Source organism: Micromonospora sp. URMC 107, from assembly GCF_051386315.1.
GTDB lineage: Bacteria > Actinomycetota > Actinomycetes > Mycobacteriales > Micromonosporaceae > Micromonospora.
Genome location: NZ_JBPQTK010000047.1, coordinates 1 through 26267, shown reverse-complemented (window position 1 = coordinate 26267; position 26267 = coordinate 1). Strand labels below are relative to the sequence as shown.

21 protein-coding genes are annotated in these 26267 nt (G+C 73.9%); 17 read left to right on the top strand and 4 right to left on the bottom strand.

Going from position 1 to position 26267, the window contains the following annotated elements; genetic code table 11:
- Positions 1–17 precede the first annotated feature (17 nt).
- The 8 genes from ACSNN9_RS13585 (at position 18) to ACSNN9_RS13550 (ending at position 6382) form a co-directional block, all read left to right on the top strand.
- Positions 18–575 (top strand): helix-turn-helix domain-containing protein, encoded by a 558-nt coding sequence (locus tag ACSNN9_RS13585; RefSeq protein WP_436673392.1) that lies wholly within the window; start codon positions 18–20, stop codon positions 573–575.
- Positions 568–1440 carry an SRPBCC family protein gene (locus ACSNN9_RS13580; RefSeq protein WP_436673391.1) on the top strand — a complete coding sequence of 291 codons (873 nt, stop codon included), beginning with the start codon at positions 568–570 and terminating at the stop codon, positions 1438–1440. Before ACSNN9_RS13585 ends, ACSNN9_RS13580 begins: the two co-directional genes overlap by 8 nt.
- Positions 1441–1535: 95 nt before the next feature.
- Positions 1536–1769 carry a zinc-ribbon domain-containing protein gene (locus ACSNN9_RS13575; RefSeq protein ID WP_436673390.1) on the top strand — a complete coding sequence of 78 codons (234 nt, stop codon included), beginning with the start codon at positions 1536–1538 and terminating at the stop codon, positions 1767–1769.
- A gap of 300 nt (positions 1770–2069) precedes the next feature.
- Positions 2070–2489 carry a hypothetical protein gene (locus tag ACSNN9_RS13570; protein WP_436673389.1) on the top strand — a complete coding sequence of 140 codons (420 nt, stop codon included), beginning with the start codon at positions 2070–2072 and terminating at the stop codon, positions 2487–2489.
- 91 nt (positions 2490–2580) lie between these two features.
- Positions 2581–3690, top strand: coding sequence for a hypothetical protein (locus ACSNN9_RS13565; RefSeq protein ID WP_436673388.1), 1110 nt, complete (start codon positions 2581–2583; stop codon positions 3688–3690).
- 70 nt (positions 3691–3760) lie between these two features.
- A complete protein-coding gene (locus tag ACSNN9_RS13560; RefSeq protein WP_436673387.1) occupies positions 3761–5263 on the top strand; it encodes a hypothetical protein in 1503 nt (500 codons plus the stop codon).
- A gap of 50 nt (positions 5264–5313) precedes the next feature.
- The gene (locus tag ACSNN9_RS13555; protein ID WP_436673386.1) at positions 5314–6072 is read left to right on the top strand and encodes a MerR family transcriptional regulator; all 759 of its coding nucleotides are present in this window, start codon (positions 5314–5316) and stop codon (positions 6070–6072) included.
- Positions 6073–6097: 25 nt separating this feature from the next.
- Entirely contained in the window at positions 6098–6382 is a 285-nt protein-coding gene (locus ACSNN9_RS13550; RefSeq protein WP_436673385.1) for a putative quinol monooxygenase, read from the top strand.
- Between the two features lie 9 nt (positions 6383–6391).
- On the opposite strand, the gene ACSNN9_RS13545 is transcribed toward ACSNN9_RS13550, so the two are convergent.
- Positions 6392–7915, bottom strand: coding sequence for a gluconokinase (locus ACSNN9_RS13545; protein WP_436673384.1), 1524 nt, complete (start codon positions 7913–7915; stop codon positions 6392–6394).
- 172 nt (positions 7916–8087) lie between these two features.
- On the opposite strand from ACSNN9_RS13545, the gene ACSNN9_RS13540 reads away from it, so the two are divergent.
- The 4 genes from ACSNN9_RS13540 (at position 8088) to ACSNN9_RS13525 (ending at position 12995) form a co-directional block, all read left to right on the top strand.
- Positions 8088–10466, top strand: coding sequence for an acylase (locus tag ACSNN9_RS13540; protein ID WP_436673383.1), 2379 nt, complete (start codon positions 8088–8090; stop codon positions 10464–10466).
- Positions 10467–10724: 258 nt separating this feature from the next.
- The gene (locus ACSNN9_RS13535) at positions 10725–11870 is read left to right on the top strand and encodes a hypothetical protein (protein WP_436673382.1); all 1146 of its coding nucleotides are present in this window, start codon (positions 10725–10727) and stop codon (positions 11868–11870) included.
- 104 nt (positions 11871–11974) lie between these two features.
- Complete coding sequence (gene yidD, locus ACSNN9_RS13530) at positions 11975–12412, top strand: membrane protein insertion efficiency factor YidD (protein WP_436673404.1); 438 nt, start codon at positions 11975–11977, stop codon at positions 12410–12412.
- Between the two features lie 94 nt (positions 12413–12506).
- Entirely contained in the window at positions 12507–12995 is a 489-nt protein-coding gene (locus ACSNN9_RS13525) for a WapI family immunity protein (protein ID WP_436673381.1), read from the top strand.
- 63 nt (positions 12996–13058) lie between these two features.
- Here the strand turns inward: ACSNN9_RS13525 and ACSNN9_RS13520 are convergent, their stop codons facing one another.
- Positions 13059–13502 carry a MarR family winged helix-turn-helix transcriptional regulator gene (locus ACSNN9_RS13520; protein WP_436673380.1) on the bottom strand — a complete coding sequence of 148 codons (444 nt, stop codon included), beginning with the start codon at positions 13500–13502 and terminating at the stop codon, positions 13059–13061.
- Positions 13503–13581: 79 nt separating this feature from the next.
- Here ACSNN9_RS13520 and ACSNN9_RS13515 point away from each other — a divergent pair, with 79 nt between their 5' ends.
- The 5 genes from ACSNN9_RS13515 to ACSNN9_RS13495 all read left to right on the top strand — a co-directional run bounded on the left by ACSNN9_RS13515 (position 13582) and on the right by ACSNN9_RS13495 (position 22591).
- Positions 13582–14811 carry a multidrug effflux MFS transporter gene (locus ACSNN9_RS13515; protein ID WP_436673379.1) on the top strand — a complete coding sequence of 410 codons (1230 nt, stop codon included), beginning with the start codon at positions 13582–13584 and terminating at the stop codon, positions 14809–14811.
- 40 nt (positions 14812–14851) lie between these two features.
- Positions 14852–16039 carry an aminoglycoside phosphotransferase family protein gene (locus ACSNN9_RS13510; protein ID WP_436673378.1) on the top strand — a complete coding sequence of 396 codons (1188 nt, stop codon included), beginning with the start codon at positions 14852–14854 and terminating at the stop codon, positions 16037–16039.
- A 289-nt stretch (positions 16040–16328) separates the two neighbouring features.
- Positions 16329–21869 carry an AAA domain-containing protein gene (locus ACSNN9_RS13505; protein ID WP_436673377.1) on the top strand — a complete coding sequence of 1847 codons (5541 nt, stop codon included), beginning with the start codon at positions 16329–16331 and terminating at the stop codon, positions 21867–21869.
- Positions 21870–21941: 72 nt separating this feature from the next.
- Entirely contained in the window at positions 21942–22295 is a 354-nt protein-coding gene (locus tag ACSNN9_RS13500; RefSeq protein ID WP_366640610.1) for a type II toxin-antitoxin system RelE/ParE family toxin, read from the top strand.
- Positions 22292–22591, top strand: coding sequence for a helix-turn-helix domain-containing protein (locus ACSNN9_RS13495; RefSeq protein WP_436673376.1), 300 nt, complete (start codon positions 22292–22294; stop codon positions 22589–22591). Before ACSNN9_RS13500 ends, ACSNN9_RS13495 begins: the two co-directional genes overlap by 4 nt.
- A 30-nt stretch (positions 22592–22621) precedes the next feature.
- Here the strand turns inward: ACSNN9_RS13495 and ACSNN9_RS13490 are convergent, their stop codons facing one another.
- Positions 22622–23518: a phosphorothioated DNA-binding restriction endonuclease gene (locus ACSNN9_RS13490; protein WP_436673375.1), complete on the bottom strand. Its 897-nt coding sequence runs from the start codon at positions 23516–23518 to the stop codon at positions 22622–22624.
- On the bottom strand, positions 23515–26267 hold a 2753-nt coding region (locus ACSNN9_RS13485; RefSeq protein WP_436673374.1), incomplete at its 5' end, for a DUF3427 domain-containing protein. The genes ACSNN9_RS13490 and ACSNN9_RS13485, both read right to left, overlap by 4 nt.

Sequence of the window (26267 nt, the reverse complement as noted above, 5' to 3'; positions counted from 1 at the left end):
TACAAACTGATTTTGCCATGAGAGACGTCCTGTACCTGGAACAGATCGAGCAGGCCGAGGTCCTGCTCAAGCCGCAGCGCGTCGAGGTGCTGCGGCAACTGGCCGAGCCGCGCACCTGCACCGAGGTCGCCACCCGGCTGGAGCAGACGCCGCAGCGCGTCTACTACCACGTCAAGCAGCTCGTCGCCGCCGGGCTGGTCGAGCTGGTCAGCGAGCGCAAGGTCCGGGGCATCACCGAGGGCATCTACCAGGCCGCGGCCCGGTCCTACTGGCTGTCCCCCCGGCTGGTCGGCCGGATCGGCCTGCGTCGGGCCCGCGACGAGCTGAGCCTCGGCCACCTGCTGGACCTGATGGAGGAGGTCCAGGCGGACGTCGCCGCGCTGGACCGCGCCGCCCCCGAGCTCCCCTCGATCGGGGTCGCGGGCGAGATCCGGGTGCCGCCGGAGCTTCGCCCGCAGTTCCTGCACGACCTGCAGGCCGCTCTGCAGGACCTGTTCACGCGCTACGGCGGCGCCGAGGGCGACGCCTTCAAGCTCGCCGTGGCCTGCTATCCGAAGGGGAAAGAACGTGACTGAACCGATGAGGCTGCCCGTCCGTCTCGCCGCGCCGGCCGGGGCCGTCCGCCGCGCCCTGACCGACCCGGCCGAGCTGCGCGTCTGGCTGGCCGAGCACGCCGAGGTCGAGCTGCCGAGACGGTACGAGTTCTGGGGCCGGCACACGCCCGAGGGTGACGTGCCGCACCAGCGGCTGCTGCACGCCGACGACGACACGCTGCGCTTCGCCTGGCTGCTCGACGGGGTGGAGACCACCACCGAGTTCGCCCTGCGCGCCGAGGGTCCCGACACCACGGTGCTGACGCTCACCCAGAGCCACTTCGACTTCGCCGAGGCGATGAGCGGCAGCACCATCCGCGGCGTGCTCCAGACGTTCTGGAGCCTGTCGCTGGCCAACCTGGCCGCCCACCTGGAAGGGCAACCGCTGCTGCCGAAGGTCGACTTCACCTCCGCCGACATGCGCGGCGAGCTGCTGATCGACGCGCCGACGGCGAAGGTGTTCGAGTCGCTGACCGACTCCGAGCAGGCCAGCGCCTGGTTCGGCTACCCGATCGGCATCGAGCCCTGGGTCGGCGGCCGCTACGCGATGGGCGGCTTCGAGCACGGCTACGCGGCCAAGGTCGTCGACCTGGAGCCGGGCCGGAAGCTGTCGGTGGACTGGGGGCCGACGGGCGTCACCACCTGGGAGCTGGCCGAGTCGCAGGGGAGGACGAAGCTGACCTTCGTGCAGTCCGGCTTCGACGAGCAGCACCCCCCGTACGGGGCCTGGGCCGGGTCGGTCGCGGGGCTGTTCGAGTTGCGCCGCTTCCACGAGATGGAGAACTGGCAGCCGATCTGGCTCCCCGCCGAGGTGCCGGGCCTGGAGCCCGTGAAGGCGACGAGCTGACGTACGCGTACCGGGCGCGGTCCCGCCGCGGGCCGCGCCCGGAACCGGTCGGAATTGCAGGTGATAGTCGGGCTCCGGGTGGGTACTGACGGGCGATGTTCTTCATCTTCGGGCTCCGCACCAAGGTCAGCCAGTCCGGCGTGGTGCAGCAGGTCTGCCGCAACTGCCGTAACCACGCCGCGCAGGTGGTCACGCGCCGGTCGACGAAGTTCAGCCTCTTCTTCGTTCCGATCATCCCGATCCGCACCCGCTACGTGCAGCAGTGCACCTTCTGCGGCGCCCAGTACGAGATCTCCCGGTCCGAGGCCGAGCGCCTCCCGGTCGGCTGAGCCCCACCGATGGCCCGCTTCCTCTGCTGGCTGATCGGCCGGCAACCCGCCGTGCCCGCCCCGGCACCCGTGCACACCGTCTCCCGGCCGCCGTGCACCCCCGGACGTCGCCGCCGTCGCCGCGACCGCCGGCCGCTGGCCGGCACCGCCCTGCCCCGTTCGCCCTGGAACCGCTCCGCCGGACGCTGACCGTTTCGTGATCCGCCGAGTCTCGGCGGACTGGTCGGGCCGTGCCAGGATGTGGCGGTGTCGTACCCCCCTCATGCGTCGTACCCGCACATGCCCGGCCCCGTGACACCGATGGTGTACCCCCACCCGGTCGCGCCCCCGCCGGGCTACGCGGTGCTCGTCGTCTCGGTGAACCGTGGCCCCTACCTCGTGCCCGCGCCGACCACGAGCAAGTTCAAGATCGACGGCCAGTCGGTGCCGATCCCCGGTGAGGGCACCTGGCACGTGGTGATCCCTGCCGGGCCGCACGACGTCCGGTACACCGACTTCCTGGGCATGCCGCTGATCACCACCGCGCTGGTGGCCCAGCCCGGCGTGGCGTACCACCTGTCGTTCCGCTTCGGTGGCTGGCGCAACCGCGCCTACGACGGGTACGGCACCGACGTGACGAAGTTCGGGCTCTGGTCGAACTACAGCATCGCGCTGCTCACGCTCGGCGTCTTCGGGCTGCTCTGCTGCGGTTTCCTGGGGCCGTTCACCACCATGCTCTGAGCCGTTGCGCCCCGGCTGGCGGCCGCGCCGCATGCCACCCGCCGGGGCGGCGCCCGGCGCGGGCGGCGGGGACCGCCTATCGTGGCGGATCGTGACGAGCACCGAGGAACGACTGGCCGCGATCCGCGGCGGCGTGCCACCGAGGCGGCACAACGCGCGCACCATCGCCGCCCTGACCGGCAACCCGGGCTGCACCCGACGGGCGGTGCTGGACGGCGCGGGGGTCGACAAGCCGAAGCTGGCGGAGCGGATCGGGTTTCCCGCCCGTTTCGGGCAGTCCCGGTTCGCCATCACCCGCGGCAACGCGTTCGAGGCGCAGGTCAAGGCCGACGGCGGGGCCGAGCTGCTGCGGCTGGTCGCCGAGCGGTTGGGCGTACCCGTGCCGGCGGCGGCGAGCTGGACGGACCTCGGCGACGGCGCCGAGGACGACACGGCCGCCCGGCACCGGCGCTCCGCCGCGCTGCTGACCGGCGCCGCCCCCGGCGGGACGGACGACACCGCCGCGCTGTTCGACCACCCGCTGCTCGGTCTGGACGTCGCCGGCCGCCGGGTGCACCTGGAGCCGGACCTGGTCGCCGCCCGGCTCGCCGGCCGGTTCCACGTCGTCGAGATCAAGTCGTTCCCGGTGGTCGACGGCCAGGCCGACCCGGCCAAGGTGTCCGCCGCCGCGATCCAGTCCGCCGTCTACGTGCTGGCCCTGCGCGAGCTGCTCGGCGCCGCCGGCCACGACCCGGAGCTGGTGTCGCACGACGCGGTGCTGGTCTGCCCGCGCGACTTCGCCAACCAGCCGGTGGCCAGCCTGGTCGACGTGCGCAAGCAACTGCTGGTGCTGCGCCGCCAGCTCGACCGGATGGCCCGGGTCGACGCGCTGCTGGCCGCCGTGCCCGGGGACTTCACCGCCGACCTGACGGCCGAGCCGGCGGCCCTGCTCGCCGCGCTGTCGACGGTGGAGGCCCGCTACGCGCCCGACTGTCTGGCGGCCTGCGAACTGGCGTACTTCTGCCGCCACGAGGCGCGCGGCCACACCGGGGCGCTGGGCCGGCCGGTCCGGGAGGCGCTCGGCGGGGTCGCGGAGGTCGACGAGGTGCTGGCGCTGGCCGCCGGCGAGCGCACGCCGGAGCCCGGGCAGGAGGAGGCCGCCGCGCTGCTGCGGGCCGCCGCCCGGCTACGCGCCGACGCCCTCGCCGGGACTCCCGCATGAGTACGCCCCGCGCCGCCCGCCCCGGACCGGCCGCCCCGGGCGCCGCGCCCGCCGGGTGGGGTGGGTCCGCGTGAGCACGCTGCGCGCGTTCGCCAGGGCCCAGGCGCTCGCCGCCGGGGTGGCCCAGCCGGTGGCGACCGTCCGGCACCTGCACCTGGCCGAGCGGCCGCTGGTGCTGGTGCCGCTGGCGATGGCCGGCGAGGCGAACGCGCCGCTGGCGGCGCTGGTCGGCGACGCGCCGGACGCGGCGCGGCTGCTGATCGTGCCGCAGCCCCGCAACCGCGACCAGCGGTTCGCGTTCGCCGCCGAGCTGGCCGGGATCGTGCTGCCCTACCTGGACCGGTTCCGGGGCGTCTCCGAGGCGGTGCCGGTCGACCGGGGCCGGGACGTGCGGTACCGGTACGTCGACGCCCCGCAGCTGCTGGTGCCGAACCCGGCCGGGGTCACCTTCCTGCGGCTGTTCGGCCGGTCCACCCGCTTCCGCCGCCCCGACGGGGAGTATCCGGTGCACCCGTCGGTGCCGGTGCTCGGGCGCTGGCTGACCTTCTTCGCCGAGCGGGCCGAGCACCCGGGCTCGTCGGCGCTGCTGGCGATGACCGACGCGCTGACGCTGCACTGGGCCACCGGGCAGAGCGTGGTGGAGGACCTGCACCTGCCGGCGCTGCTCGGCTGGATCGACCCGCCCGCCGGGCTCACCGGCGCCGAGGCGGCGGCCCGGGCCGAGGACCCGGCGACCTGCCCGCCCGCCGGCCCGGCCACCGACCCCGACTTCGACAACCTGCGGCTCGCCCCGGCCATCGCCGCGTACGCCGCCGCCGAGGACGACCCGGCCGCGCGCGCCGAGGCGTACGCGGAGCTGGCCCGGCTGTTGCGCGACCAGCTCGCACCCACCTGGGAGCTGATGTGGCGCGGCGTGGGGCTGCTGCGCGGCCTGCCCCCGGGCGCCCGGGTGGCCGGCCGGTGGGACGGCGACAAGGACGCCTTCACCGGCTACGCCGAGCACGTCGACTCCGGCGGCGCGCCGCAGCCCCGCCGGGACGGGGCGGTGGCCGCCGCCCAGCGGCTGCACCGGCTGGAACGGGCCCTGACCTCCTACGCGGTGCAGCGCGCCTACGACGACCCGCTGGTGATGGCGGAGCACCGGCTGACCGGGGAGGCGTTCGTCGGCGAGGTGACCCTGGCCGACCCGAAGCGGGTGGACGACAGCGGCAAGCGGCCGGTGCTGCGCCCCCGGATCCAGCTGGTCACCACCGAGCCGGTGCCGATGCCGCCCGGCGCGACGCTGTACTCGCCGGCCCGGCCGGCGCAGAAGGCCCGGGTGGTCTTCGTCACCCCGGCGGCGGACGGCAAGACCGAGGTGGTGCTGGAGCTCTCCGGCGGGATGGGCCGGGGGCTGACCGCGCCGCCGGGCAGCGTGCCCGAGGTGGGGGAGCGGCTCTGCTACACCACCCTGTCGGACGCGTTCATGCCGGTCGGCGCGTTCCCGGCCCCGGAGGAGACGCCCTGGACGCACGGCGGACCGCCGACCCCCGCCGGCGACGAGGCCCGCGACGCCGACGCGGATCGGGCTTGACCCTCACGTGACGGCAGGCGGGAGCCTCGTTTGCGGAAGGGAGGGAAACCATGGCCTACACGGTGGGACAGGTGGCGAAGGCGGCCGGGGTGACCGTGCGGACGCTGCACCACTACGACGAGATCGGGCTGCTCACGCCCGGTGGCCGCAGCAGCACGGGCTACCGGCGCTACGACGACGCCGACCTGGAGCGGTTGCAGCACATCCGCTACTACCGGGAGCTGGGGTTCCCGTTGGAGGAGATCGCCGCGATCCTCGACGACCCGGCGAGCGACCCGGCGGCGCACCTGCGCCGCCAGCACGAGCTGCTGACCGTACGGATCAGGCGGCTCCAGGAGATGGTCGCGGCGATCGAGTTCGCGATGGAGGCGAGCAGGTTGAACATTCCACTCACCCCGCAGGAGCGGTTCGAGGTCTTCGGCGACTTCGACCCGGAGGCGCACGCCGAGGAGGCCGAGCAGCGCTGGGGCGGCAGCGAGGCGTACCGGGAGTCGAACCGGCGCGTGTCCCGCTACACGAAGGACGACTGGCTGCGGAACAGGGCGGAGAACGAGGACTGGGGCCGGCGGTTCGCCGAGGTGATGTCCTCCGGCGCGCCGGCGGACAGCCCGGCGGCGATGGACCTGGCCGAGGAGCACCGGCAGCTCATCAGCCGCTGGTTCTACGAGTGCTCGTACGAGATCCACACCGGGCTGGCCGACATGTACGTGGCGGACGAGCGGTTCACCGCGTACTTCGAGAAGATCAGGCCGGGGATGGCCGCGTACCTGGGCGAGGCCATCCACGCCAACGCGATCACCCGCGCCTGAGGCGCGGCCGTCCCCGGAGGTCACCGTGCTCATCGTCGCCGGCAGTCTCTACGTCGACCCGGACCAGCGAAACGCCTACCTCGCCGACTGCGTGGAGGTCGTCCGGCAGGCGCGGTCCGCGCCGGGCTGCGTCGACTTCGCGATCGGCGCGGACCTGGTCGAGCCGGGCCGGATCAACGTCTACGAGCGCTGGGAGTCCGAGGGGCAACTGCTCGACTTCCGGGGCTCCGGCCCCTCGACGGAGCAGGCGGTGGCGATCCGCGGCGCCGAGGTGCACCGGTACCTGATCTCCGGCGTCGAGGCGCCCTGACGGAACCGGTCACTCCGGCGGCAGGCCCGGGGCGAGGCGGCGCAGCGCGGTGAACGTGGGGACCAGCGCGTCGTAGAGCCCGGCGAAGAGCGGCAGCAGGGCGGCGTAGGTGGCGGCGGCGGCCGGGTCCGGGCGTGCCGTCTCCTCGATGCGCACCAGGTCTGCGGCGACGTCGATGGAGGGGATCAGCCCCAGCGCCTGCATGCCGAGCAGCGCCGCGCCGAAGCCGGAGCCCTCGCGCGTGGCGGGGAAGCGCACCGGCACGCCGAGCACGTCGGCCAGCATCTGCCGCCACAGCGGGCTGCGCGCGAAGCCGCCGCTGGCCCGGATCTCCCGGACCTCGTTGCCGGCGGCCCGCACCGAGGCCAGCACCAGCGCCAACTGCTGGCAGACGCCCTCCAGCGCGGCCCGCACCAGGTGGGCCCGGCGGTGCCCGTTGGCCAGCCCCACGTACGCGCCGCGCGGCAGCGCGCTCCAGTGCGGGGCACGCTCGCTGAGCAGGTACGGCAGCATGATCAGGCCGCCGGAACCGACCGGCGCCTCGGCGGCCAGCGCCAGCAGCTCCTCCTCGGCGTGCTCGCCGAGTTCCGGAGCGAGCGCGTCGCCGACCCATTCGAGCACGATGCCGCCGTTGTTGATCGCCCCGCCCACCACCCAGCGGTGCTCGGTCAGCGCGTAGCAGAACACCCCACCGAGCGGGTCGACGCCGGGACGCTCCACCATCACCCGCATCGCGCCGCTGGTGCCGATCGTGCAGGCCATCACGCCCGGGGCGACCGCGCCGAGCCCCAGGTTGGCCAGCGGGCCGTCTCCGGCGCCGACGACCACCCTCGTGCCCCGGGGCAGCCCGGTCGCCGCGGCGGCCTCGGCGGTGAGGCCGGGCAGCACGGTGGTGGTGGGCACCAGCTCCGGCAACTGCCCCGCGGTGATCCCGGCGACGCCGAGCGCCTCCTCGTCCCAGGACAGCTGGCTCAGGTCCATCAGTCCGGTCGCGGAGGCGACCGAGTGGTCGGTCACCAGCGCGTCGCACAGCCGCAGCAGCACCCAGTCCTTGATGCCCACCCAGTACGCCGCCCGCCCGAACAGCACCGGCTCCTGCTCGGCGAACCAGAGCAGCTTGGGCAGCGGCGCCATCGGATGGACCGGGGTGCCGGTGCGACGGTGCAGCGCCAGCCCGGACGGGACCGCCCGCAGCCGTTCGGCCTGCCGGCTGGCCCGCGAGTCGGCCCAGGTGAGCGACGGGGTGATCGGGTGGCCGTCCGGATCCAGGCCGATCAGGCTGTGCATCGCCGTGCCGAACGAGAGCCCGGCGACCGGCCGGTCCAGCTCCGCCACGACCGTGCGCACCGACTCCAGCACCGCCGCGTGGATGTGCCGCGCGTCCTGCTCGGCGTAGCCGGGAAGGGGTTCGTCGAGCGGATAGCCGACCGAGTGATGGGCGAGCTGGGCACCGTTTGCGTCGTACGCGACCGCCTTGGTGCTGGTGGTGCCGATGTCGACGCCGATCACCACCGGGCGGAGCGGGTCGCCCACCGGTCCCACCCCCTCGCTGGCCCTGGCTGCCGCCGACGTTACCCAGCGTCCGGGCGGCCCGTAGGGGGAACAACCCGGTTTCCCGGTCGGGTCTTCCTCGGCACGCCCGCGCCCGGCGAGAATGCCGGTCGTGTGAACTTCTCACACGTCCACCGGACGGGAGGAAGTCCCGATGAGGCCAAGGCCGCTCTGCGCGCTGGTCACCGCCCTCGCCACGGTCGCCACCACCGCGGTCGCCGGCGTCCCGCCGGCCGCCGCACGGCACGGTGACGGCGGCTACTCGGCGGAGATCCGCCGGGCGTCGTACGGCGTCCCGCACATCACCGCCCGTTCCTTCGCCAGCCTCGGCTTCGGCGTCGGCCACGTCCAGGCCGAGGACAACATCTGCGTCATCGCGGAGAAGGTCGTCACGGTCAACGCCGAGCGGTCCCGCTACTTCGGGGCGGCGGGCCCCACGGACGCGAACGTGCGCAGCGACCTGTTCTTCCGCAAGGCGATCGACGACGGCGCGGCGGAGCGGCTGCTGCTCGGGCCCCGCGACGGCGTGCACTCCCCGTCGAACGAAATCCGCGACCAGATCCGCGGCTTCGTCGCCGGCTACAACAACTACCTGCGCCGCACCGGCGCGGCGAACCTCACCGACCCGGCCTGCCGGGGCAAGCCGTGGGTGCGCCCGCTGACCGAGCTGGACATGTGGCGCACGAGCTGGGCCAGCATGGTCCGGGCCGGCTCGCGGGCGGTGCTCGACGGGATCGTCGCCGCCGCCCCGCCCACGGCCACCGGCCCGGCCGCCGTCCTCGACGCGCCGGGCGCCGCCGCGATCGTCGCCGCCCGCGACGGCGCGCCCGCCGGCGTCGGCAGCAACGCCTACGGGTTGGGCGCGCGGGCCACCACGCACGGCGGCGGGATGGTGCTGGCCAACCCGCACTTCCCGTGGGAGGGGGCGGAGCGCTTCTACCGGATGCACCTGAAGGTCCCCGGCCGCTACGACGTGGAGGGTGCGGCCCTGGTCGGTGACCCGATCATCGAGATCGGGCACAACCGCACCCTCGCCTGGAGCCACACCGTCTCCACCGCCCGCCGCTTCGTCTGGCACCGGCTCGCGCTGGTCCCCGGCGACCCCACCTCGTACTACGTGGACGGCGGGGCCCGGAAGATGACCACCCGCACGGTCACCGTCCGGGTGCCCGCACCGGGCGGCGGCACCGTGCCGGTCAGCCGCACCTTCCACGACACCCACTTCGGCCCGGTGGTCGTCGTCCCCGGCACCTTCGACTGGACCACCACCGCCGCGTACGCGATCACCGACGCCAACGCGACCAACAACCGCGCCTTCGACGGCTGGCTCGAGATGGGCCGGGCGAAGACGGTCCGCGAGCTGAAGCAGGTCCTCGACCGGCACCAGTTCCTGCCCTGGGTGAACGTGATCGCCGCCGACGCCCGCGGCGAGGCGCTCTACGCCGACCACTCGGTGGTGCCCCGGGTCACGGACGAGCTGGCCGCCGCCTGCATCCCCGCGCCGTTCCAGCCGCTCTACGCCACCAGCGGCCAGGCCGTCCTGGACGGCTCCCGGTCGGCCTGCGCGCTGGGCCGCGACCCCGACGCGGCGGTGCCCGGCATCCTCGGCCCGGCGAACCTGCCGATCCGGTTCCGCGCCGACTACGTGACCAACTCCAACGACAGCCACTGGCTGGCCAACCCGGAGGCGCCGCTGGAGGGCTACCCGCGGATCGTCGGCAACGAGCGCACCGAGCGCAGCCTGCGTACCCGCCTCGGCGTGGAGCAGGTGCAGGGGCGGCTCGCCGGCACCGACGGGCTGCCCGGGCGGGGCTACACCACGTCCCGGCTCTGGCAGACGGTCTTCGGCAACCGCGCGTACGGCGGCGAGCTGCTCCGCGACGACCTGGTGGCGCTCTGCGCCGCGCACCCCAGCGCGACCGCCTCGGACGGGACCACGGTCGACCTGCGCGGGGCCTGCGCGGCGCTGAAGGGCTGGGACCTGCGCGTCGACCTGGACAGCCGGGGCGCGCACCTGTTCACCGAGTTCGCCCTGTCGGGCGGCATCCGGTTCGCCGACGCGTTCGACGCCGCCGACCCGGTGCGCACCCCGAGCCGGCTGAACACCGCCGACCCGCGCGTGCTCACCGCGCTCGCCGACGCGGTCCGCAAGCTCGCCGGCATCCCGCTCGACGCGCGGCTGGGCGACGTCCAGACCGAACCGCGCGGCGACCGGCGGATCCCGATCCACGGCGGACGCGCCGAGGCCGGCGTGTTCAACATGATCGTCAGTCCGCTGGCGCCCGGCGTCGGCTATCCGAAGGTGGTGCACGGCTCGTCCTTCGTGATGGCCGTCGAGCTGGGCCGCGACGGCCCCTCGGGGCGGCAGATCCTCACCTACTCCCAGTCGGCCAACCCGAACTCGCCCTGGTACGGCGACCAGACCCGGCTCTACTCGGGCAAGGGCTGGGACACCGTCAAGTACACGGAGGCGCAGATCAAGGCCGACCCGAACCTGCGCACCTACCGGGTGGGGGAGGGCCGCGGCCACTGACCCGCCGCCCGTCGCGCCCGTCCGGTCACCGCGACCGGGCGGGCGCGACCGCGTTCACGGGTGCGCGGCTCGGGGTGGTGCGTTCCGCGCCCGTCGACACGCCCGACGGACCCGAATCGGCCCGCCGAAATCCACCGATCGCCCGATTTCGCCCCTCGTTCGGCCATTTTGCCCCGTCACGACGTGTCCCGGTCGGCCGTTGTCACCGTTGATCCCTGTGACACCCCGGTTGGTGGCCTGCGCGGCGAAGGAGTCGGCGTGGCAAGGACTGATTCGACGGGTTCCACGTGGCGGTACCGGTGGGTGCACCGGCAGAACGAACGGCGGCGGCGGGAGTTCCGCAGCGCCGACAAGGCATGGCGACGACGCGACGACGAACTGCGCCGCCTGCGTACCCTCGCCGAGGAGTTCCAGGGCTCGGCCGCGGCGGGCGCCGGCCTGCCCCTGGAGCTGGCGTCCGACGAGGTGGTGTTCTGGGTGCTGCCGGCCGCGCAACTGGTGGAGGTCCGACACACCACCGTGCTGCCCGCGCCCGACCTCACGGTCGCTCCGACGGCCGCGCCGCCGCGGCCCCGCAGGCCCGACGGCATCCGGGTCGCCGACGCCGGCATGGCGGTGATCACCAACCGCCGGCTGGTGCTGCTCGGCGGTCGCGGCCGGCGCGACTGGGCGTACGGGAAGATGACCGGCCTGGCCCACGACCCGCACGCGCCGGTCACCCTGATGCAGGTGCTGGACCGGCGGCGCACCTCCGGGCTGATGCTTCCCGCCGACGTCGCCGCCGACTTCCGGTTCAAGCTGACCCTGGCCTTCGCCGACGCCATCGAGCAGCGCGGCGCGGTGCTCGACCAACTCGACGAGGCGATCGCCGAGCACGCGCAGCTCAAGCCGTTCCGGCCGCTGATCGCCACCCCGGCGCAGGCCCGGCCGTTCGCGTTCGTGCCCGGCGGCCGGCGCACCGTGGCCGTCGCCGCCGGCATCGCCCTGCTGGTGCCCGCCGCGCTGCTGGACACCGACCCCTCCGACCCGACCGGCTCCGAGGTCGCCGTCGCCGCCACCCCCGCGCCGGGCGCCTCCGCCGTCCCGCCCGTCGCCCTCCCGGCCGCGCCGGCGAAGGCGTCGCCGGCCGCCTCGAAGCCGCGACGCGACACCGCCGCCACGCCGACGCCCGCCCGTGAGCCGCGCTGCGGCGCCCCGGCCAACCCGATGGGGTACGACTTCTGCGGCGGCGACCGCGTCCGCAGGCCGGCCGTCGAGATCTGCGACTGGTTCGACTGCACGCCCGAGTTCTGGGCCGGCCGGGGCTACCTCGTGCAGTGCGGCGACGGCTCGGTCAGCCTGACCGGCGGGCGGCGCGACGCCTGCGCCGCGCACGACGGGGTGCGCCGCACGGTCTGGCGCTGATCGGGTGCCGCTGACGCGGCCGGCATGCCCGACCGGATCCACACGCGGGACGCTGTCGAGCTGCCCGGCGGCCGACCGGCCGGGGGTGGCGCGGCCGGCGCATGATGTTCCCTGTGATCAACCTGAAGGGCGACCGGCGTCGCAAGAAGAAGAAGGACTACTTCGACAACTGCGACGCGTGCAACTGCAACATGCCCAGCTGCGACGTGCCCTGCTGCGACCTGGGGCTCTTCTCGTTCCTGCTCACCCTCGGCGCGCTGTTCGCCCGGCTCGTGGCGCCCGGCCGGGCGTCGACGCCGCCGAGGACTGCCGCCGGGCGGGCGCCGTTGGTGGACCGGGCCGGGCGGGCCGCGATCCTGGGCTACCGGCGCTGGCTGTCGCACCGCTGGCCCGGGCAGTGCCGCTTCACCCCGACGTGCAGCGCGTACGGGCTGGCCGCCGTGGAGCGGTACGGGCTGGCCGTCGGCGGGCGACTGGCCGCCGATCGGGTGCGCCGCTGCCGGCCCGACGTGCCGCGCGGCACCCACGACCCGGTGCGCTGACCGGGCGCCCACGACCCGGTGCCCTGCCCGGCGGGGTGCCCCTGAGCTGCGTGGATGCCTCATCGTCACCCCTGGGATCGGTCATGATGGCAGCATGGAGATCCGCTCCGACGACGGCGCCCGGGTGAGGATGCGGCCCGTGGGCTACCAGCCCGGGGTCGAGCCGCCGGACGACCCGGACGAGGCGGCGGACTGGGACGACTGGCTGCTCGTCGAGACCGACGCCCGCACCGCCGACGGGCAGGCCTGGTCGCATTTCACGCCCTGCCTGACGGTGGCCGAGGCGTACGTGCTGGCGGGCTGGCTGCGGCAGCAGGCCGAGACGACCGGCGACCCGGCGGAGCCCTCGGCGGTGGTGCGCTTCACCGAGCCGAACCTGGCCTTCCGCGCCCGGGTGCTGCGCCGCCGCCGGCTGGCGCTGACCGTCGAGTTCGCGTACGAGTCCCTGCCGCCGTGGATGCGGCGGCAGCCGCTCGGCGCGGTCTACCCGCTGACGCTCACCGTCTCCGCCGACGCCCTCTCCGTGGCCGCGGAGCAGTGGGCGCGGGAGGCCGACGCGTACCCCCGCCGGGTGTCCTCCTGACCCTCGGCCCGCTCGCGAGTCGACTTTCCGGCTGAAGTCGCGGGCCGTTCCGGCCCCGGTGGCTCAGCTCCGTCCCGTCATCCCGTCGGCGAGGCGGCGCAGCGCCGGGGCGGCGGCGAGCAGGGCCTCGCGGTCCGGGTCGTCCAGCTCGGCCAGCGCGGCGGCGAGCAGGTCGCGCCGGTGTCGCCCGTACGCGGCCATCCGCTCCCGCGCCGCGGCGGTCAGGTCCAGCCGGACGATGCGGCGGTCGGCCGGGTCCCGCTCCCGGCGCAGCAGGCCGGCGGCGGTCAGCTCGCCGACGAGGGTGCTGATCGTGTTCGGGGCGGTGCCCAACCGTTCGGCGGCCTCGCGCACGCCGATTCCCGGCCACCGCTGCACCAGCCGCAGCACCTCCACCTGCGCGTCCGGCAGGGCGGTGCGGGCGGCCCGCTGGGTGGCCGCCCGGCGCAGCACCCGGTGCAGGTCGCCGAGCGCCCCGCCGAGCTGGTCGACCGTCTCGTCCGTCACAGTCGGGCCCTCCGTCGGTGCAATAGCTCTGTAGTCAGAGCTACCTTAGCCGGGCCGAGTCGTCAGCGAGGGGACCACCATGCCGCACGCCACCGCACCGCCCGTCCGACCGGGCGAGCGCGTCGCCGCGCCCACCGGGCGGGCCGCCGTCGTGCTGCTGGCGCTGCTCGGCACGCTCACCGCGTTCGGGCCGCTCTCCCTGGACACCTACCTGCCGGCGTTCCCGGAGATGACCCGCGACCTGTCCGCCAGCCAGGCGCAGATCCAGCTCTCGCTGACCACCTGCCTCGTCGGCATGGCCCTCGGGCAGCTCGTCACCGGCCCGCTCAGCGACCGCTTCGGGCGGCGCCGACCCGTGCTGGTGGGCGTCGCCGCGTACACCCTGCTGTCGCTGGTCTGCGCGGCCGTGCCGTCGGCCGAGACCCTGGCGGCGGCGCGGCTCGCGCAGGGCTTCGCCGGCGGCATGGGGGTGGTCGTCGCCCGCGCCGTCGTCCGCGACCTCTATGCCGGCCGCGAGGCCGCGAAGTACTTCTCCCGCCTCACCCTCGTCTTCGGCATCGCCCCGATGGCCGCACCCGCCCTCGGCAGCCTGGTGCTGCGCTTCGGGGACTGGCGTACCGTCTTCGTCGCCCTCGCCGTGATCGGCGCGCTGCTCGCCGCCGCCGTCGCGTGGCGGCTGCCGGAGACGCTGCCCGCCGAGCGGCGCAGCACCGGCGGCCTCGCCGCCACGGCCGCCGCCGGACGCTCGCTCTTCACCGACCGGATCTTCCTCGGGTATGCGCTGGCGCAGGGCCTCGCCTTCGCCGCGCTCTTCGCCTACATCTCCGGGTCGTCCTTCGTCTTCCAGGACGTCTTCGGCGTCTCGGCCGGCGCGTTCAGCCTCATCTTCGGCGTCAACGCGCTCGCCCTGGTCGCCGCCGGCCAGCTCAACGCCCGCCTGCTGGACCGCTTCGCGCCCCGCACGCTGCTGGTGCGCCCGCTGGGCGTGGGGCTGTTGGCCGCCGCCGTCCTGCTCGCCGGCGCGCTGCTCGGCAGCCTGCCGCTGGTGGCGGTGGCGCTCTTCGTCTTCGTCGGCTCGCTCGGCATGGTGATGCCGAACGGCACCGCGCTCGCCCTGGACCGGCACCCCGCCCACGCCGGGACGGCCGCCGCGCTGCTCGGCACCATCCAGTCGTTGGTGGGGGCGATGGCCGCGCCGCTGGTCGGGCTGGGCGGCGAGGGCAGCGCCGTCCCGATGGCCGTGGTGGTCGCGGGGGCGGCGGTGGCCTCACTCGCCGTCGTCGGCACCCTGGCCCGCACCCGCCGTTAACCCCTCGCCCGGGCCCGGCGGGCGGCGGTAGCGTGCCGGCGTGTCCCGCACCGTGACCCTCGTCCTGGTCGACGCCGCCGGCGCGCCGCTGGGCGCGCTGCCGCCGTTCGACGTCCCGTCGCCCTGGTGGCAGGAGGTGGGCCCCGTCGTGGCCGAGGCCCGCCGGCGGTACGGCGTCGACGTGGCCGTGCTCCGCCTGCTGGCCGGCGACGCGCCGCAGCCGATGGGCGGCGACGTGACGTACCTCGGGCAGGTCGACGAGCCGCCCGCCACGCCGCTCGTGCCGACGCCGATTCCGCTGGCGGCGGACCCGCTGCGCGCCCCGTACGCCGAGCCCGGCGGACCGGCGCGCAGCCTCGCCTGGGCGACGGGGGAGCTGCGGCGGCTCGGCCGCCCCGCGGAGACCGTCGCCCAGCAGCGCACCTGGAACCTCTCGGCGGTCTGGCGGCTCGACGGCCCGGGCGGGACTGCCTGGCTGAAGCAGGTGCCGGCGTTCTTCCGGCACGAGGCGGCGGTGCTGCGCTGGCTCGGCCGAACCGTGCCGGGGAAGACGTCGACGCTGCTCGCCGACGACGGCGACGGGCGGATGCTGATCGCGCACGTGCCCGGCGAGGACCGCTACGGCGCGCCCGTCGCGGAGCGGCTGGCGATGGCCGCCGACTTCCACCCGGTGCAGGTACGGTCCGTCCCGGACGCGGCGGCGCTGGTCGCGGCGGGCGTGCCCGACCTGCGCGCCGACGCCCTGCCACGCTGGATCCGCGACCGGCTGGCCGGCTGGGACACCTCCAGCGCGGCGTCCCTGCTGGCGGGGCTGGAGGCGCGGCTCGACGAGGTACGCGGGTGCGGGCTGCCGGAGACGCTGGTGCACGGCGACCTGCACCCCGGCAACGTGCGCGCCGACGCCGGCCGGCACGTGGTCATCGACTGGGGCGACGCGTTCGTCGGGCACCCGGCGTTCGACGCGCTGCGGCTGGCCGAGGGGCTTCCCGACGACGCCGCCGCCCCGGTGCTCGCCGAGTGGTGCGCGCGGTGGCGGGCCGAGGTGCCGGGGTGCGAGCCGGAGCGGGCCGTGGAGCTGCTGCGGCCGGTCGCGGCGCTGCGGATGGCGGCGGTGTACGCGATGTTCCTCGACGGCATCGAGGCGAGCGAGCGGATCTACCACGCGACGGACGTCGACAGCTACCTGGAGAAGGCGGTCGCGCCCGCTGTCGCCTCTTTCGGCACATGACGGACGTCGGATTGCCGGCAAGTAGTTGCGCGTGCGCAATATCGACTTCGCAGGTAGTCGACGGCGGGAACAGGTCAGCCGACGCCGGCCGATCGGTGGAAGATCGGGGGTCCCGCTGGTAGGACTCTTGCGGGTAGGGTCCGGGGACCGCCAGTGGGGAGGTGGGAGCCGTGCGTCAGCGCGGAGGGGACCGACTGCTCGTACGACGAGCCCGCCTGCCGACTTCCTGACGACGGGGCGTTCCGACCTTGTCGTGGCAGGTCCATCCACCCAGAACCAAAGGTGCCGCATGCTCTCCCGCTCCACGTCCTCGACGGAATCGCCCACACTGATCCGGGACCGGGCCACCTCGCTGGTCGAGTACCTGATGGCCGTGCGGGCGCAGATGGAGAAGCCGGCCCGGACGGTGCCCACCGGCGACGCCTTCTGGCAGCACGACTTCCCCGCGCACGCCGACTGCGAGGTGGGCGTCTCCACCGACGGCGCCAGCTGGCTGCGGGTCGGCCTGCCCGCCGTCACGAGACCGATCAGGACGCCGAGCGAGTTCACGCCGTACCTGGCCGGTGCGCCCTCGTACGCGGACGAACCCCGGCTCGCCGGCGACGAGGAGACGATCGGGAGGCTCGGGGAGCGGTTCGCGCAGTGGCGGGAGCGCGAGTGGCGTCCCTGGGCCGACCAGGCACGGCGTACGGAGACGACGCGGCAGCTGCACCGCAGCCTGTTCGACCTGAAGCACCGCGTCGACATGGACGCCGCCACCCACGAGCTGGTGTGGGGCCACGGCGTCCTCCGCACCGACGTCGCCGGGCACCGGGTGCAGTACCCGCTGGTGGTGACCCCGGTCGCCATCGAGTTCGACGCCGACCGGTCGATGGTCACGGTGGTGCCGCAGGGCGCGCCCCGGCTCCAGACCGATCCGCTGACCGGCCTCGACGAGCGCTACCTCGGTCAACTGCTCGCCCTTGCCGGCTCCGGCGGCCAGCTCGACCTCGACGTCTGGCACGACCTCGACCGGGTGGAGTTCTTCGAGCGGGCGCTGCGGCGGCTCGGGCACGACCCCGTCGTCCGGGACAGCGGCGCGGCGGCCCCGGCCGGCCCGCACGTCCACGACACGGGCGTGCTCTTCGTCCGGCCCCGGCAGCGGATGCTGCGCCGCTTCCTGGAGGAGCTGCGCGCCCGGCTGCTCGCCGGCGACACCGCGAGCATCGGCTCGCTGGCCGCCATCCTGGCCCACGAGCCGAGCCGGCTGGAGATGCCGCAGGACCAGCCGGCCCGGTGGGCGCCGCTGGGGGAGCGGCTGCTCATGCCGCTGCCGACCAACGAGGCGCAGGAGTCCATCGCCCGCCGGCTCGCGCAGCACCGCAACGTCGCCGTGCAGGGCCCGCCCGGCACCGGCAAGACCCACACCATCCGCAACCTCATCTGCCACCTCATGGCGCACGGCAAGCGGGTGCTCGTCGTGGCGCAGAAGGAGGACCCGCTGCGGGTCCTGCGCGACGGCCTGCCGCAGGAGATCCAGTCGCTGTGCCTGGCGGTGCTGGGCCGCTCCACCGACCAGCTCGTGCAGCTCCAACTGGCGGCCCGCGAACTCTCCGACCGTGGGGCGACGCTCGACAAGCGGGGCGAGCAGCAGCGCGTCGACCGGCTGCGTCGCCAGCTTGAGGAGGCCGAGCGGGACCTCGGCCAGGCCCTCGCCGGCCTGCGCACGATGGCCGAGAACGAGTCCGCGCACTACGAGATCGACGGCATCCGGCTGTCGCCGAGCGACGTCGGGAACTGGCTGCGGGAGCGGGCCGACCGCTACGGGGACATCCCCGACGCCGTGGCGCCGGACGTGGCCGCGCCGCTCGACGCCGAGGAGTTCACCGAGCTGCTCGACATCGCCCGGCGTACCGTCCGGCAGGACCGCACGCAGGCGCTGCGGCACCTGCCCACGGCGGCCGAGCTGCCCGCGGAGGCCGCCGTCCTCGACGGGCGGCGCGCGCTCGCCGCCGCCCGCGAGGAGCTCGACCGGCTCGCCGCCGCCGGGGTCGTCCTGCCGGAGGTACGGGCGTTCGGCCGGCCGGCGCTCGACGAGCTCGTCGGCCAGCTGCGTCAGGCGTTGACCCTGCTCGCCGGCCGGGAGGGCGCGTGGACCGACCGGCTGGCCACCCTGCTCCAGGCCGACCCGAACTGGCAGACCATGTGGCAGGACCACGTCGCGGCCTGCCAGCGCGCGCTCGCCGACCTGACCGCGGCGGCCCGGACCCTCGCCGGCCACCAGGCGAGCGTCCCCGAGACGCAGCTCGCCGAGCCGCGCCGTCTCCTCGCCCAGCTCGGTGAGCTGCGGCAGCGGTTTGCCACGGGCAAGGGCGTCAGCCGGCTCTTCCAGGGCACCCTCGCCCGGCTCGCCGCCGAGTGCCGCATCGACGGCGAGCCCCTGCGCACCACCGAGGACGTCGACGTCGTCGTCGCGTACGTCACCCGGCTGCGGCTGCGTCACGAGCTGAACACCCGGTGGACCGAGTGGCGGCAACTGCTCAACCTCTCCGACGACCTCGGCGACCAGCCCGACCTGTGGGTCGGCCGGCTGCTCACCGACGCCGCCACCGCGCTCGACTGGGACCGCCGCCGCTGGCCCACCCTGCACGCCACCGTCCGCCGGCTGGTCCCCCGGGCCGAGCAGGCGGTCGACGTACGCCGGCTGACCGCCCTCACCGACCTGGTCTCCCGGTGCGCGACCGTGTTCGACTACGACCGGCTCGTCGCCGACGAGCGGGCCCTCGGCACGGTGCTCCAGGAGGGCATGTCCAGCACGGACGCCAGCGAGCTGTGGCGGCTGCTCGACCAGAGCCGCCAGCGCGCCGACCTCGGCGGCTGGGACGGCATCCTCGCGGAGGTACGCCGGCTCGCCGCGCTGCGCCCCGACGCGCAACGCTTCGCGCAGCTCACCGAGCGGCTGCGGCCGGCAGCGCCCGGCTGGACCGCCCAGATCGAGGACGGCAGCGCCGTCGCGATCGGCGGCACCGGAGCCGACTGCCCGCACCGCTGGCAGTGGCGCCGCGCGCAGACCTGGTTCGACGCCGTCGTCGGCAGCGTCGACCCCGTCGCCCTGGGCCGCCGGATCGAGCAGACGCGGGAGCGGATCCGCCGGCTGACCCAGGAACTCGTCGTCGCCTCCTCCTGGCTGGAGGTCTCCAAGGCGCTCGACGACCGGCGCCGCGCCGCGCTCGCCGACTGGACCACCGCGCTGCGCAAGATCGGCAAGGGTACGGGCAAGAACGCCGCCCAGTGGCAGGCGCACGCCCAGCGGGCGATGAACGCCGCGGTCGACGCCGTGCCGGTCTGGGTCATGTCCGTCGACCGGGCCATCGAGCAGTTCGCCGGCGGCGCCCACTTCGACGTCGTGATCGTCGACGAGGCGTCGCAGGCGGACATGTTCTCCCTGCCGATCCTCAGCCTCGCCGAGCGGGCCGTCGTCGTCGGCGACGACCAGCAGATCGGCCCGCAGCTGTCGTTCGTCGGCACGGTCACCGGCCTGATCAACTCGCACCTGGTCGACGTGCCCTCCGCCGAGCACTTCGACCCGGAGAGCAGCCTCTACGACCACGCCGTACGGCGCTCGCCCGAGCGGATCCTGCTGACCGAGCACTTCCGCTCCGTACCGGCGATCATCGGCTTCTCCAGCCAGACGTACTACGGCGGCGAGATCGAGCCGCTGCGCACCGACCGGCCCGCCGGCATCGGCGACCCCGTCATCGCCGTGCACGTCCCCGAGGGCATCCGCCAGGACCTCCCCGCCTACGGCAACGTCAACGTCGCCGAGGCCGAGGCCCTCGTCGAGCGGGTCGCCGCGATCGTCGCCGACCCCGCGTACGAGGGACGCACCATCGGCGTGGTGAGCCTGCTCAGCACCAGCGGGCAGGCCGTCTACCTGCTCACCCGCCTGCGCGAGGTGGTGGGCGAGGAGGAGATGGAACGACGTCGGCTGCGCGTCGGCGACTCGTACACCTTCCAGGGCGACGAGCGGGACATCGTGCTCGTCTCCACGGTCGTCTCGCCGCACAACGGCATGGTCTCCGCCTTCACCAAGCGCGACCACCACCGGCGGGTCAACGTCGCCGCCTCCCGCGCCCGCGACCAGCTCTGGGTCTTCCATTCCGTCCAGCCCGCCGACCTGCGCGAGGACGACGCCCGGGGCCTGCTGCTCACCTACTGCCAGAACGTCACCGCCGCCGACGAGGCGTACGACGACCTGGAGCGGCGCTGCGACAGCGACTTCGAACGCGCGGTGCTGCGGCGCATCCTGAGCCGGGGATACCGGCCGCTGCCGCAGTTCCGCATCGGCGGATACCGGATCGACTTCGTCCTCCCCGCGCCGGACGGGCGGCGGCTCGCCATCGAGTGCGACGGCGACGCCTACCACGGGCCGGACCAGTGGGAGAGCGACATGCGCCGCCAGGCGGTGCTGGAGCGAGTCGGCAACTGCGTCTTCGTCCGCATCCGGGGCAGCGTCTTCAGCCGGGACCCGGAGGCGGCCCTGGAGCCGCTCTGGCAGCGCATCGCCGAGCTGGGCATCGCGGTGTCGTCCCCAACGGCTGCGCCGGTCATCGACGCGGACGTAGTCGAGGCTGCGCCGGTCAGCACGGAGGCAACCCGCGCGACTTCCACCGTCACGCCGGCCCCGGCGCCCGCCGAGCCGGTTGATGACGTTGTGCCGCTGGCGGAGACGACCGGCGACGATGGTTCAGTCAGCACCGAATCGCCGTCGGTGGCGACCGAGCCCGTCGGGGTCGAGCCCGTTCGTCCGGCGCCGGCCACCCGCGCCGGATCGGAGAGCAGCGGCGACGAGGAGCCGCGCGGGGCGGCACCCCCGGTGCGGCCCACGCCGGCCCCGGCCGCACCGCCGGCCGACGAGCCGGCGGGGACCCTGGAGGACGGGATTGTGCCGGTGCCCGCCGGCTACCGGAACGTGGCCTGGCTGCGGCCGTACGAGGCGGTGGCCGCCCTGGACAGCTACCAGCACTGCCGCGACGTGCCGGTGCGGCACGAAGGCAAGGTGCTGGGGTGGGCCCGCTACTACGACAGTGCCTCCGCCGAGGCGCGCAAGTACCGGGCGAACGTCCGCGTCGAGCGGGCACACCCGAACGGTGCGCGACTGGTCTGCTGGGTGCGCCCGCACGAGGCGAAGGCAGTGGTTGCCGCCGCGTCGATGAAGCGCGACATGCCGATCGAGGACAGCCACGGCCGGCACGCGGGCCTCGTTCAGTACTTCCCGGCCACCAGCCCCGCCGCCGTACGCTTCCGCAGCGTCACCCGGCTCCTGCGGCTGTCGGGCGGCGAGAGCCGCGACGGCCGCCAGGCCGCGCCGCCGGTCCGGCCCGCGCCCGAGCAGCGCGGCCCGGTCGAGTCGCGGCCCGCGCCGGCGGGGCAGGGGACGTCCGCCCGGCGGGAACTGGAGGAAACGCTGCACCAGGCGATGGTGCGGGCATACGACCGAAAGGCCGAGCTGGCGGACGAGGCGGTCGAGGTCTCGGCCGACCGCCGGGCGCTCGAAGCCGCGTTCCACGAGGCGATGGTACGTACGTACGAGCGGGCGCGCGACGAGGCGAACTACCACGCCAGCCTGCTGCTGCGGATGGTGACCGAGAAGGGCGGCCTCGCCACGGCCCGGCAGCTCCTGCACCACCCGGTGGTCTCCGACGGGTTCACCGCGCTCTGGGAGCGGGGGCGGGTGGACCTGACCGCCGAGGCGGTGGTGATCCGGCCCCGCTTCCGGCCGCTCTTCACCGACGAGGAGTTGGCCATCGCCAGCAACCGGGTGGTGGACGCCTCCGCCCACGCGTCCTGACAAGCAGTTCGTAAACGACATGCGGGGGCGCAATGCCCAGGGGAATCATCACGGTGCCATAGCATTGATGCTATGGCCTGGGGTAGCGTTGAGCTGGAACCAGAGATTCGAGACTGGCTGGAGGGGCTGCCCAGCGCGGACTTCGCGCGAGCGGCGTTTTATATCGACCTACTTGGGAGTAAGGGAGTTCTGCTTGGCGAACCGCACTCCCGGCAGCTCGACGGCAAGCTGCGGGAACTGCGCTTCTACCTGGAGCGCGATGCGGTCCGGGTGACGTACTGGATAGCCTCCGATCGGCGGATCATCCTGCTGACCGTGTTTCGCAAGACGCGTATGCGGGAGGACCGGGAGGTGGAACGAGCCCGCCGGGCGCTTGAGCGATGCGTGGCGGAGCGGCACACAGTGAACGAGGGGGCGGAGCGATGAGTGATCGCGTCGACTGGAACGACCTGCGTGATCGCCGGATGGCGGAGCCAGGAGCCGCCGAGGCGTACGAGGCGACGCGCATCGCCTTCGAGCTCGGTCAGGAGGTGCGGCTCCTGAGGGAACACAAGGGATGGAGCCAGAGCCAGTTGGCGAGGTCCGCGGGAATGACCCAGTCCGCAGTGGCCCGGTTCGAGGCTGGCGGCACCGTGCCGACTCTGCCGGTCCTGGAACGTCTCGCACGGGCGCTCAGCATGAAACTGGACGTCAGATTCGCTCCGGACGCCGATGCCGCCTGAGCGCTCCTTCTCCGAATCGGTTCGCCGTTCCTATGCGGCGAGGGACTCGCCCTTGAACACCTCGCGGCGGTGCCAGGAAATGTGCTCGATTGCGGGAATGGCCGTCCCGGGGCGGGGCCGCAGAACCTTCTCGTGCAGGTCATAGGTCGACCGACCCGCCGGTGTACGGGCGGTGAAGGCGGCCGACACCTCGATGCGCAGGTCACCGTCGAGCCCCAGCGCGCCGAAGTCGAACAGCTTGTGATGCAGCACGCAAAGAGCCAGGCCGTTGTCGGGGCTGTCCGGGCCGTCAAAGGCCCACCAGCGCACGTGCGCCGCCTCCACTCCGACCGAGGCGTGGCCGAGCTGACCGTCGTACCCGCAGAACGCGCACTGCCGATCCCACGCCTGAAGCACCTTCATGCGCCAGGCCGCGTCACGCCGTCGCGCGGGGACCGGCGTGACGCCCGGTGCCTGGAGGATGTCGTCGGGGTCCAGGCCGGCGGCGGTTAGCACGTCGGGCGCGATGGTGGGCGGAAAGTGTTGCTCCACCAGAGCGCGGGCGACCTGCCGCACCAACTCGGGGTCGCGGCGCAGAGCCGTCTCGGTGGCGGCTTCGAAACGGCCCGCCACGTCGTGGACCGCCAGCGGTCCGACCAGGTCCATCGGTACGTTCCGGTTCAGCGTCCACACGCGATCGCTGCGGAGCCGGGTGAACGGGTACGCGGCGCTCTGCGCCCGCCCGGTCTTCGACGCCGGGCCGAATTCGGTTATCAGGTCGCTCAGCCGCTCCTGCGCCTGCGACCACGGCAGCTCGCTGGAGCCGACCTCAGTGAGCTGGCTGAGTGCCAGCAACACCAGCAGCGGCTTGTGCGGTGCGCGCCGGCCACGCTGCTGATGCAGCCGCAGGGAGGTTAGCCTCTCCAACACCTCCTGTCGGGTGCTCATGCGGCGATGGTTCGGGCGGTGGCGTACACGTCGGCGGGGAGGGCGTGCGCCAGCCGCCAGATGACGCGCATGGGCCGGTCGCCGGTGTGTTCCTGGTAGGTCATCGGGCCGGCGTAGAGGTAGGCCGGCGCGCCCAGGTCCCGGTCCGCGACCCGGGTCTCCCGCACGAACAGGTGCACGGTCGAGCCGCGCGAGGCGTGGTGGATGTAGCGCTGACCGGTCGCCGAGGCCGACGACGTGGTGCTCTGCGACTCCCACTGGAACAGGCTGTCGGTGATGGCCCGGTCGGCGTACATGGTGGTGGGGGAGTAGTGCTGCTCCGACTTGACCAGGGTGACGAAGAAGAGGTCCGCTTGGGCGTCGGGCAGCCACTTCACCCCCTCTCGCAGCGATCCCGGGTTCGGCATGCCGAAGGCGGCGCACGCCTCGTTGCGGCTGTAGCGGGCGTGCACCCGTAGCGGCACCGCCGCCGACAGCGGCTCCGGCGTGACCCGGTGAATCCGATCCCGTAGCACCTCGGCCACCTGCCGCAGCTCGGCGCAGCGGGCCGGTTCCGCCCAGAGCCGCGCCAGCCGCTCGTCCCGCGAGGTCAGCGGCGCGTTCGGCCCCCAGAGGTCGAAGTGCAGCATGTCCCACAGCCGCCCGGCGTCCGGCCGCTCGCCCGCCGCCGCCCGGGTCAGCAGGTCCAGCCGGTCCGGGTCGTCGAGGTGCAGCATCCGCCCGATGGCCCGGCCCAACTCCCGGTCGTCCGGCCCCGGCGCTGACGATTCCAGCCCGGCGAGCCGGCGCAGCCCGGTCCATCCGCCGATGGTCGCCGATCGGTACACGTCCTCGATCTCCACGCCGGTCTCCCGCAGGAACTCGGCGAGGCTGACGTTCCCGAGGTGTCGCAGCTCCACCAGCAGGCCGTTCTTCGACGTCGGCATGACGGTACGTAGGTTGTCGAGCACGGCCTTGCGGGCCACCGGGTCGAGCTGGATGTGGCAGCCGCTGGGCAGCGACGGGAAGTCCTGCTCGACGGCCTCTTTGATCTCTCGGCGGCTGACGCCGGTCAGGGCGCGCCAGCGCAGGTCGAAGCGGAAGTTGGCGTGCTGGCCGCCGATGAAGTCGAGCACCGTCAGGCAGGGCTTGTCGTCGTCCAGGCGCAGCCCTCGGCCGAGCTGCTGGAGGAAGATCGTGGCGCTCTCGGTGGGCCGCAGCATCAGGATCGTGTCGACCATCGGCAGGTCGACGCCCTCGTTGAACAGGTCCACGGTGAAGAGCACCCGCAGCTTGCCGGCCTTGAACTCCCGCAGCAGGTCATGCTGCACGGGCCGGTCGACCTGGGAGGTCACTGCCGCTGACGGCACGCCGTGCCGGGTGAACCACTCCGCCATGAACCGGGCGTGGGCGATGCTCACACAGAATCCGAGCGCCCGCATCCCTTCCACGTCGACCGTGTCGCGTACCGCCTTCAGCACCAGCCGCGCCCGCGCGTCGTTGCCGGTGTAGAGGCCATCAAGCTCGCCCAGGTCGTACCCCTGCCCGCGCTTCCAACGCAGCCGCGACAGGTCCACGTCGTCGTGCAGCCCGAAATACTGGAACGGCGCGAGCAACTGCCGCTCCAACGCCTCCCACAGGTGCAGCTCCACAGCCACCCGGCCGTCGAACCACCGCCGCACGTCGCGACCGTCGGCCCGGTCGGGGGTCGCCGTCAGCCCCAGCAGTACGCGCGGCCGAAGCCGCTCCAACAGCCGGGCGTACGTCGGTGCCTCCGCGTGGTGGAACTCGTCGACGATCACCATGTCGTACGCCTCGGGGTCGATCTCCCGCCGGTGCAGCGACTGGATGGAGGCGAAGACGTGCCGCCACCTGGTCGGGGTTTTGCCCCCGACCAGCGTTTCGCCGAAGCTGCCGTCGAGCATCACCTGCCGGAACGTCGCCAGGCTCTGGGTCAGGATCTGCTCCTGGTGGGCGACGAAGAGCAGCGAGTCGACGTGGCCCTGCCGATGCAGGCGCCGGAAGTCCAGCGCCGCGATGACCGTCTTGCCGGTGCCGGTCGCCATCACCACCAGGTTCCGGTGCCGGCCGTGCACCTGGCGCTCGGCGTCCAGGTCGGCGAGGATCTCCGCCTGGTACGGGTACGGCCGCACGTCCAGGTTGGCGATCTGCGTCGGCGAGTGCTCGCGCCGCTCCCCACTGAGGGCGTTGCGCAGCCGCTCGGCGTCCCGGCTGGCGTCGTAGTCCTCGAACGCCGGGTCGTTCCAGTAATCCTCGAACGTGGCCGTGAACGTGTTGATGACGTGCGGCTGCTCGACGTTGGAGACGCGGACGTTCCACTCCACGCCGTCGATGAGCGCCGTCTTCGACAGGTTCGACGAGCCGACGTACGCGGTGCTCATGCCGTTGCCCCGGCGGAACAGCCACGCCTTGGCGTGCAGTCGGGTGGTCCTGGTCTCGTAGGACACCTTTATTTCGGCGCCCAGCTCGGCGAGCCGATCGAGGGCCCGCTGATCGGTCGCGCCGAGGTAGGTGGTGGTGATGACGCGGAGCTTGCCGCCCCGGGCGATTAGCTCGCGGATGGCGGGCTCGACGATGCGCAGGCCGTACCACTTGATGAACGCGCAGAGCAGGTCGACCTGCTCCGCCGACACCATCTCGTGGGTGACCTCGTGGCCGATGCGGGGCTGGTGGCGGCCGTTGACCAGGAGTGCACCGGTGGAGAGCGGGGTGGTGGGGCGCTGCGGGAATGCTGGTTGCGCGGGTGGGG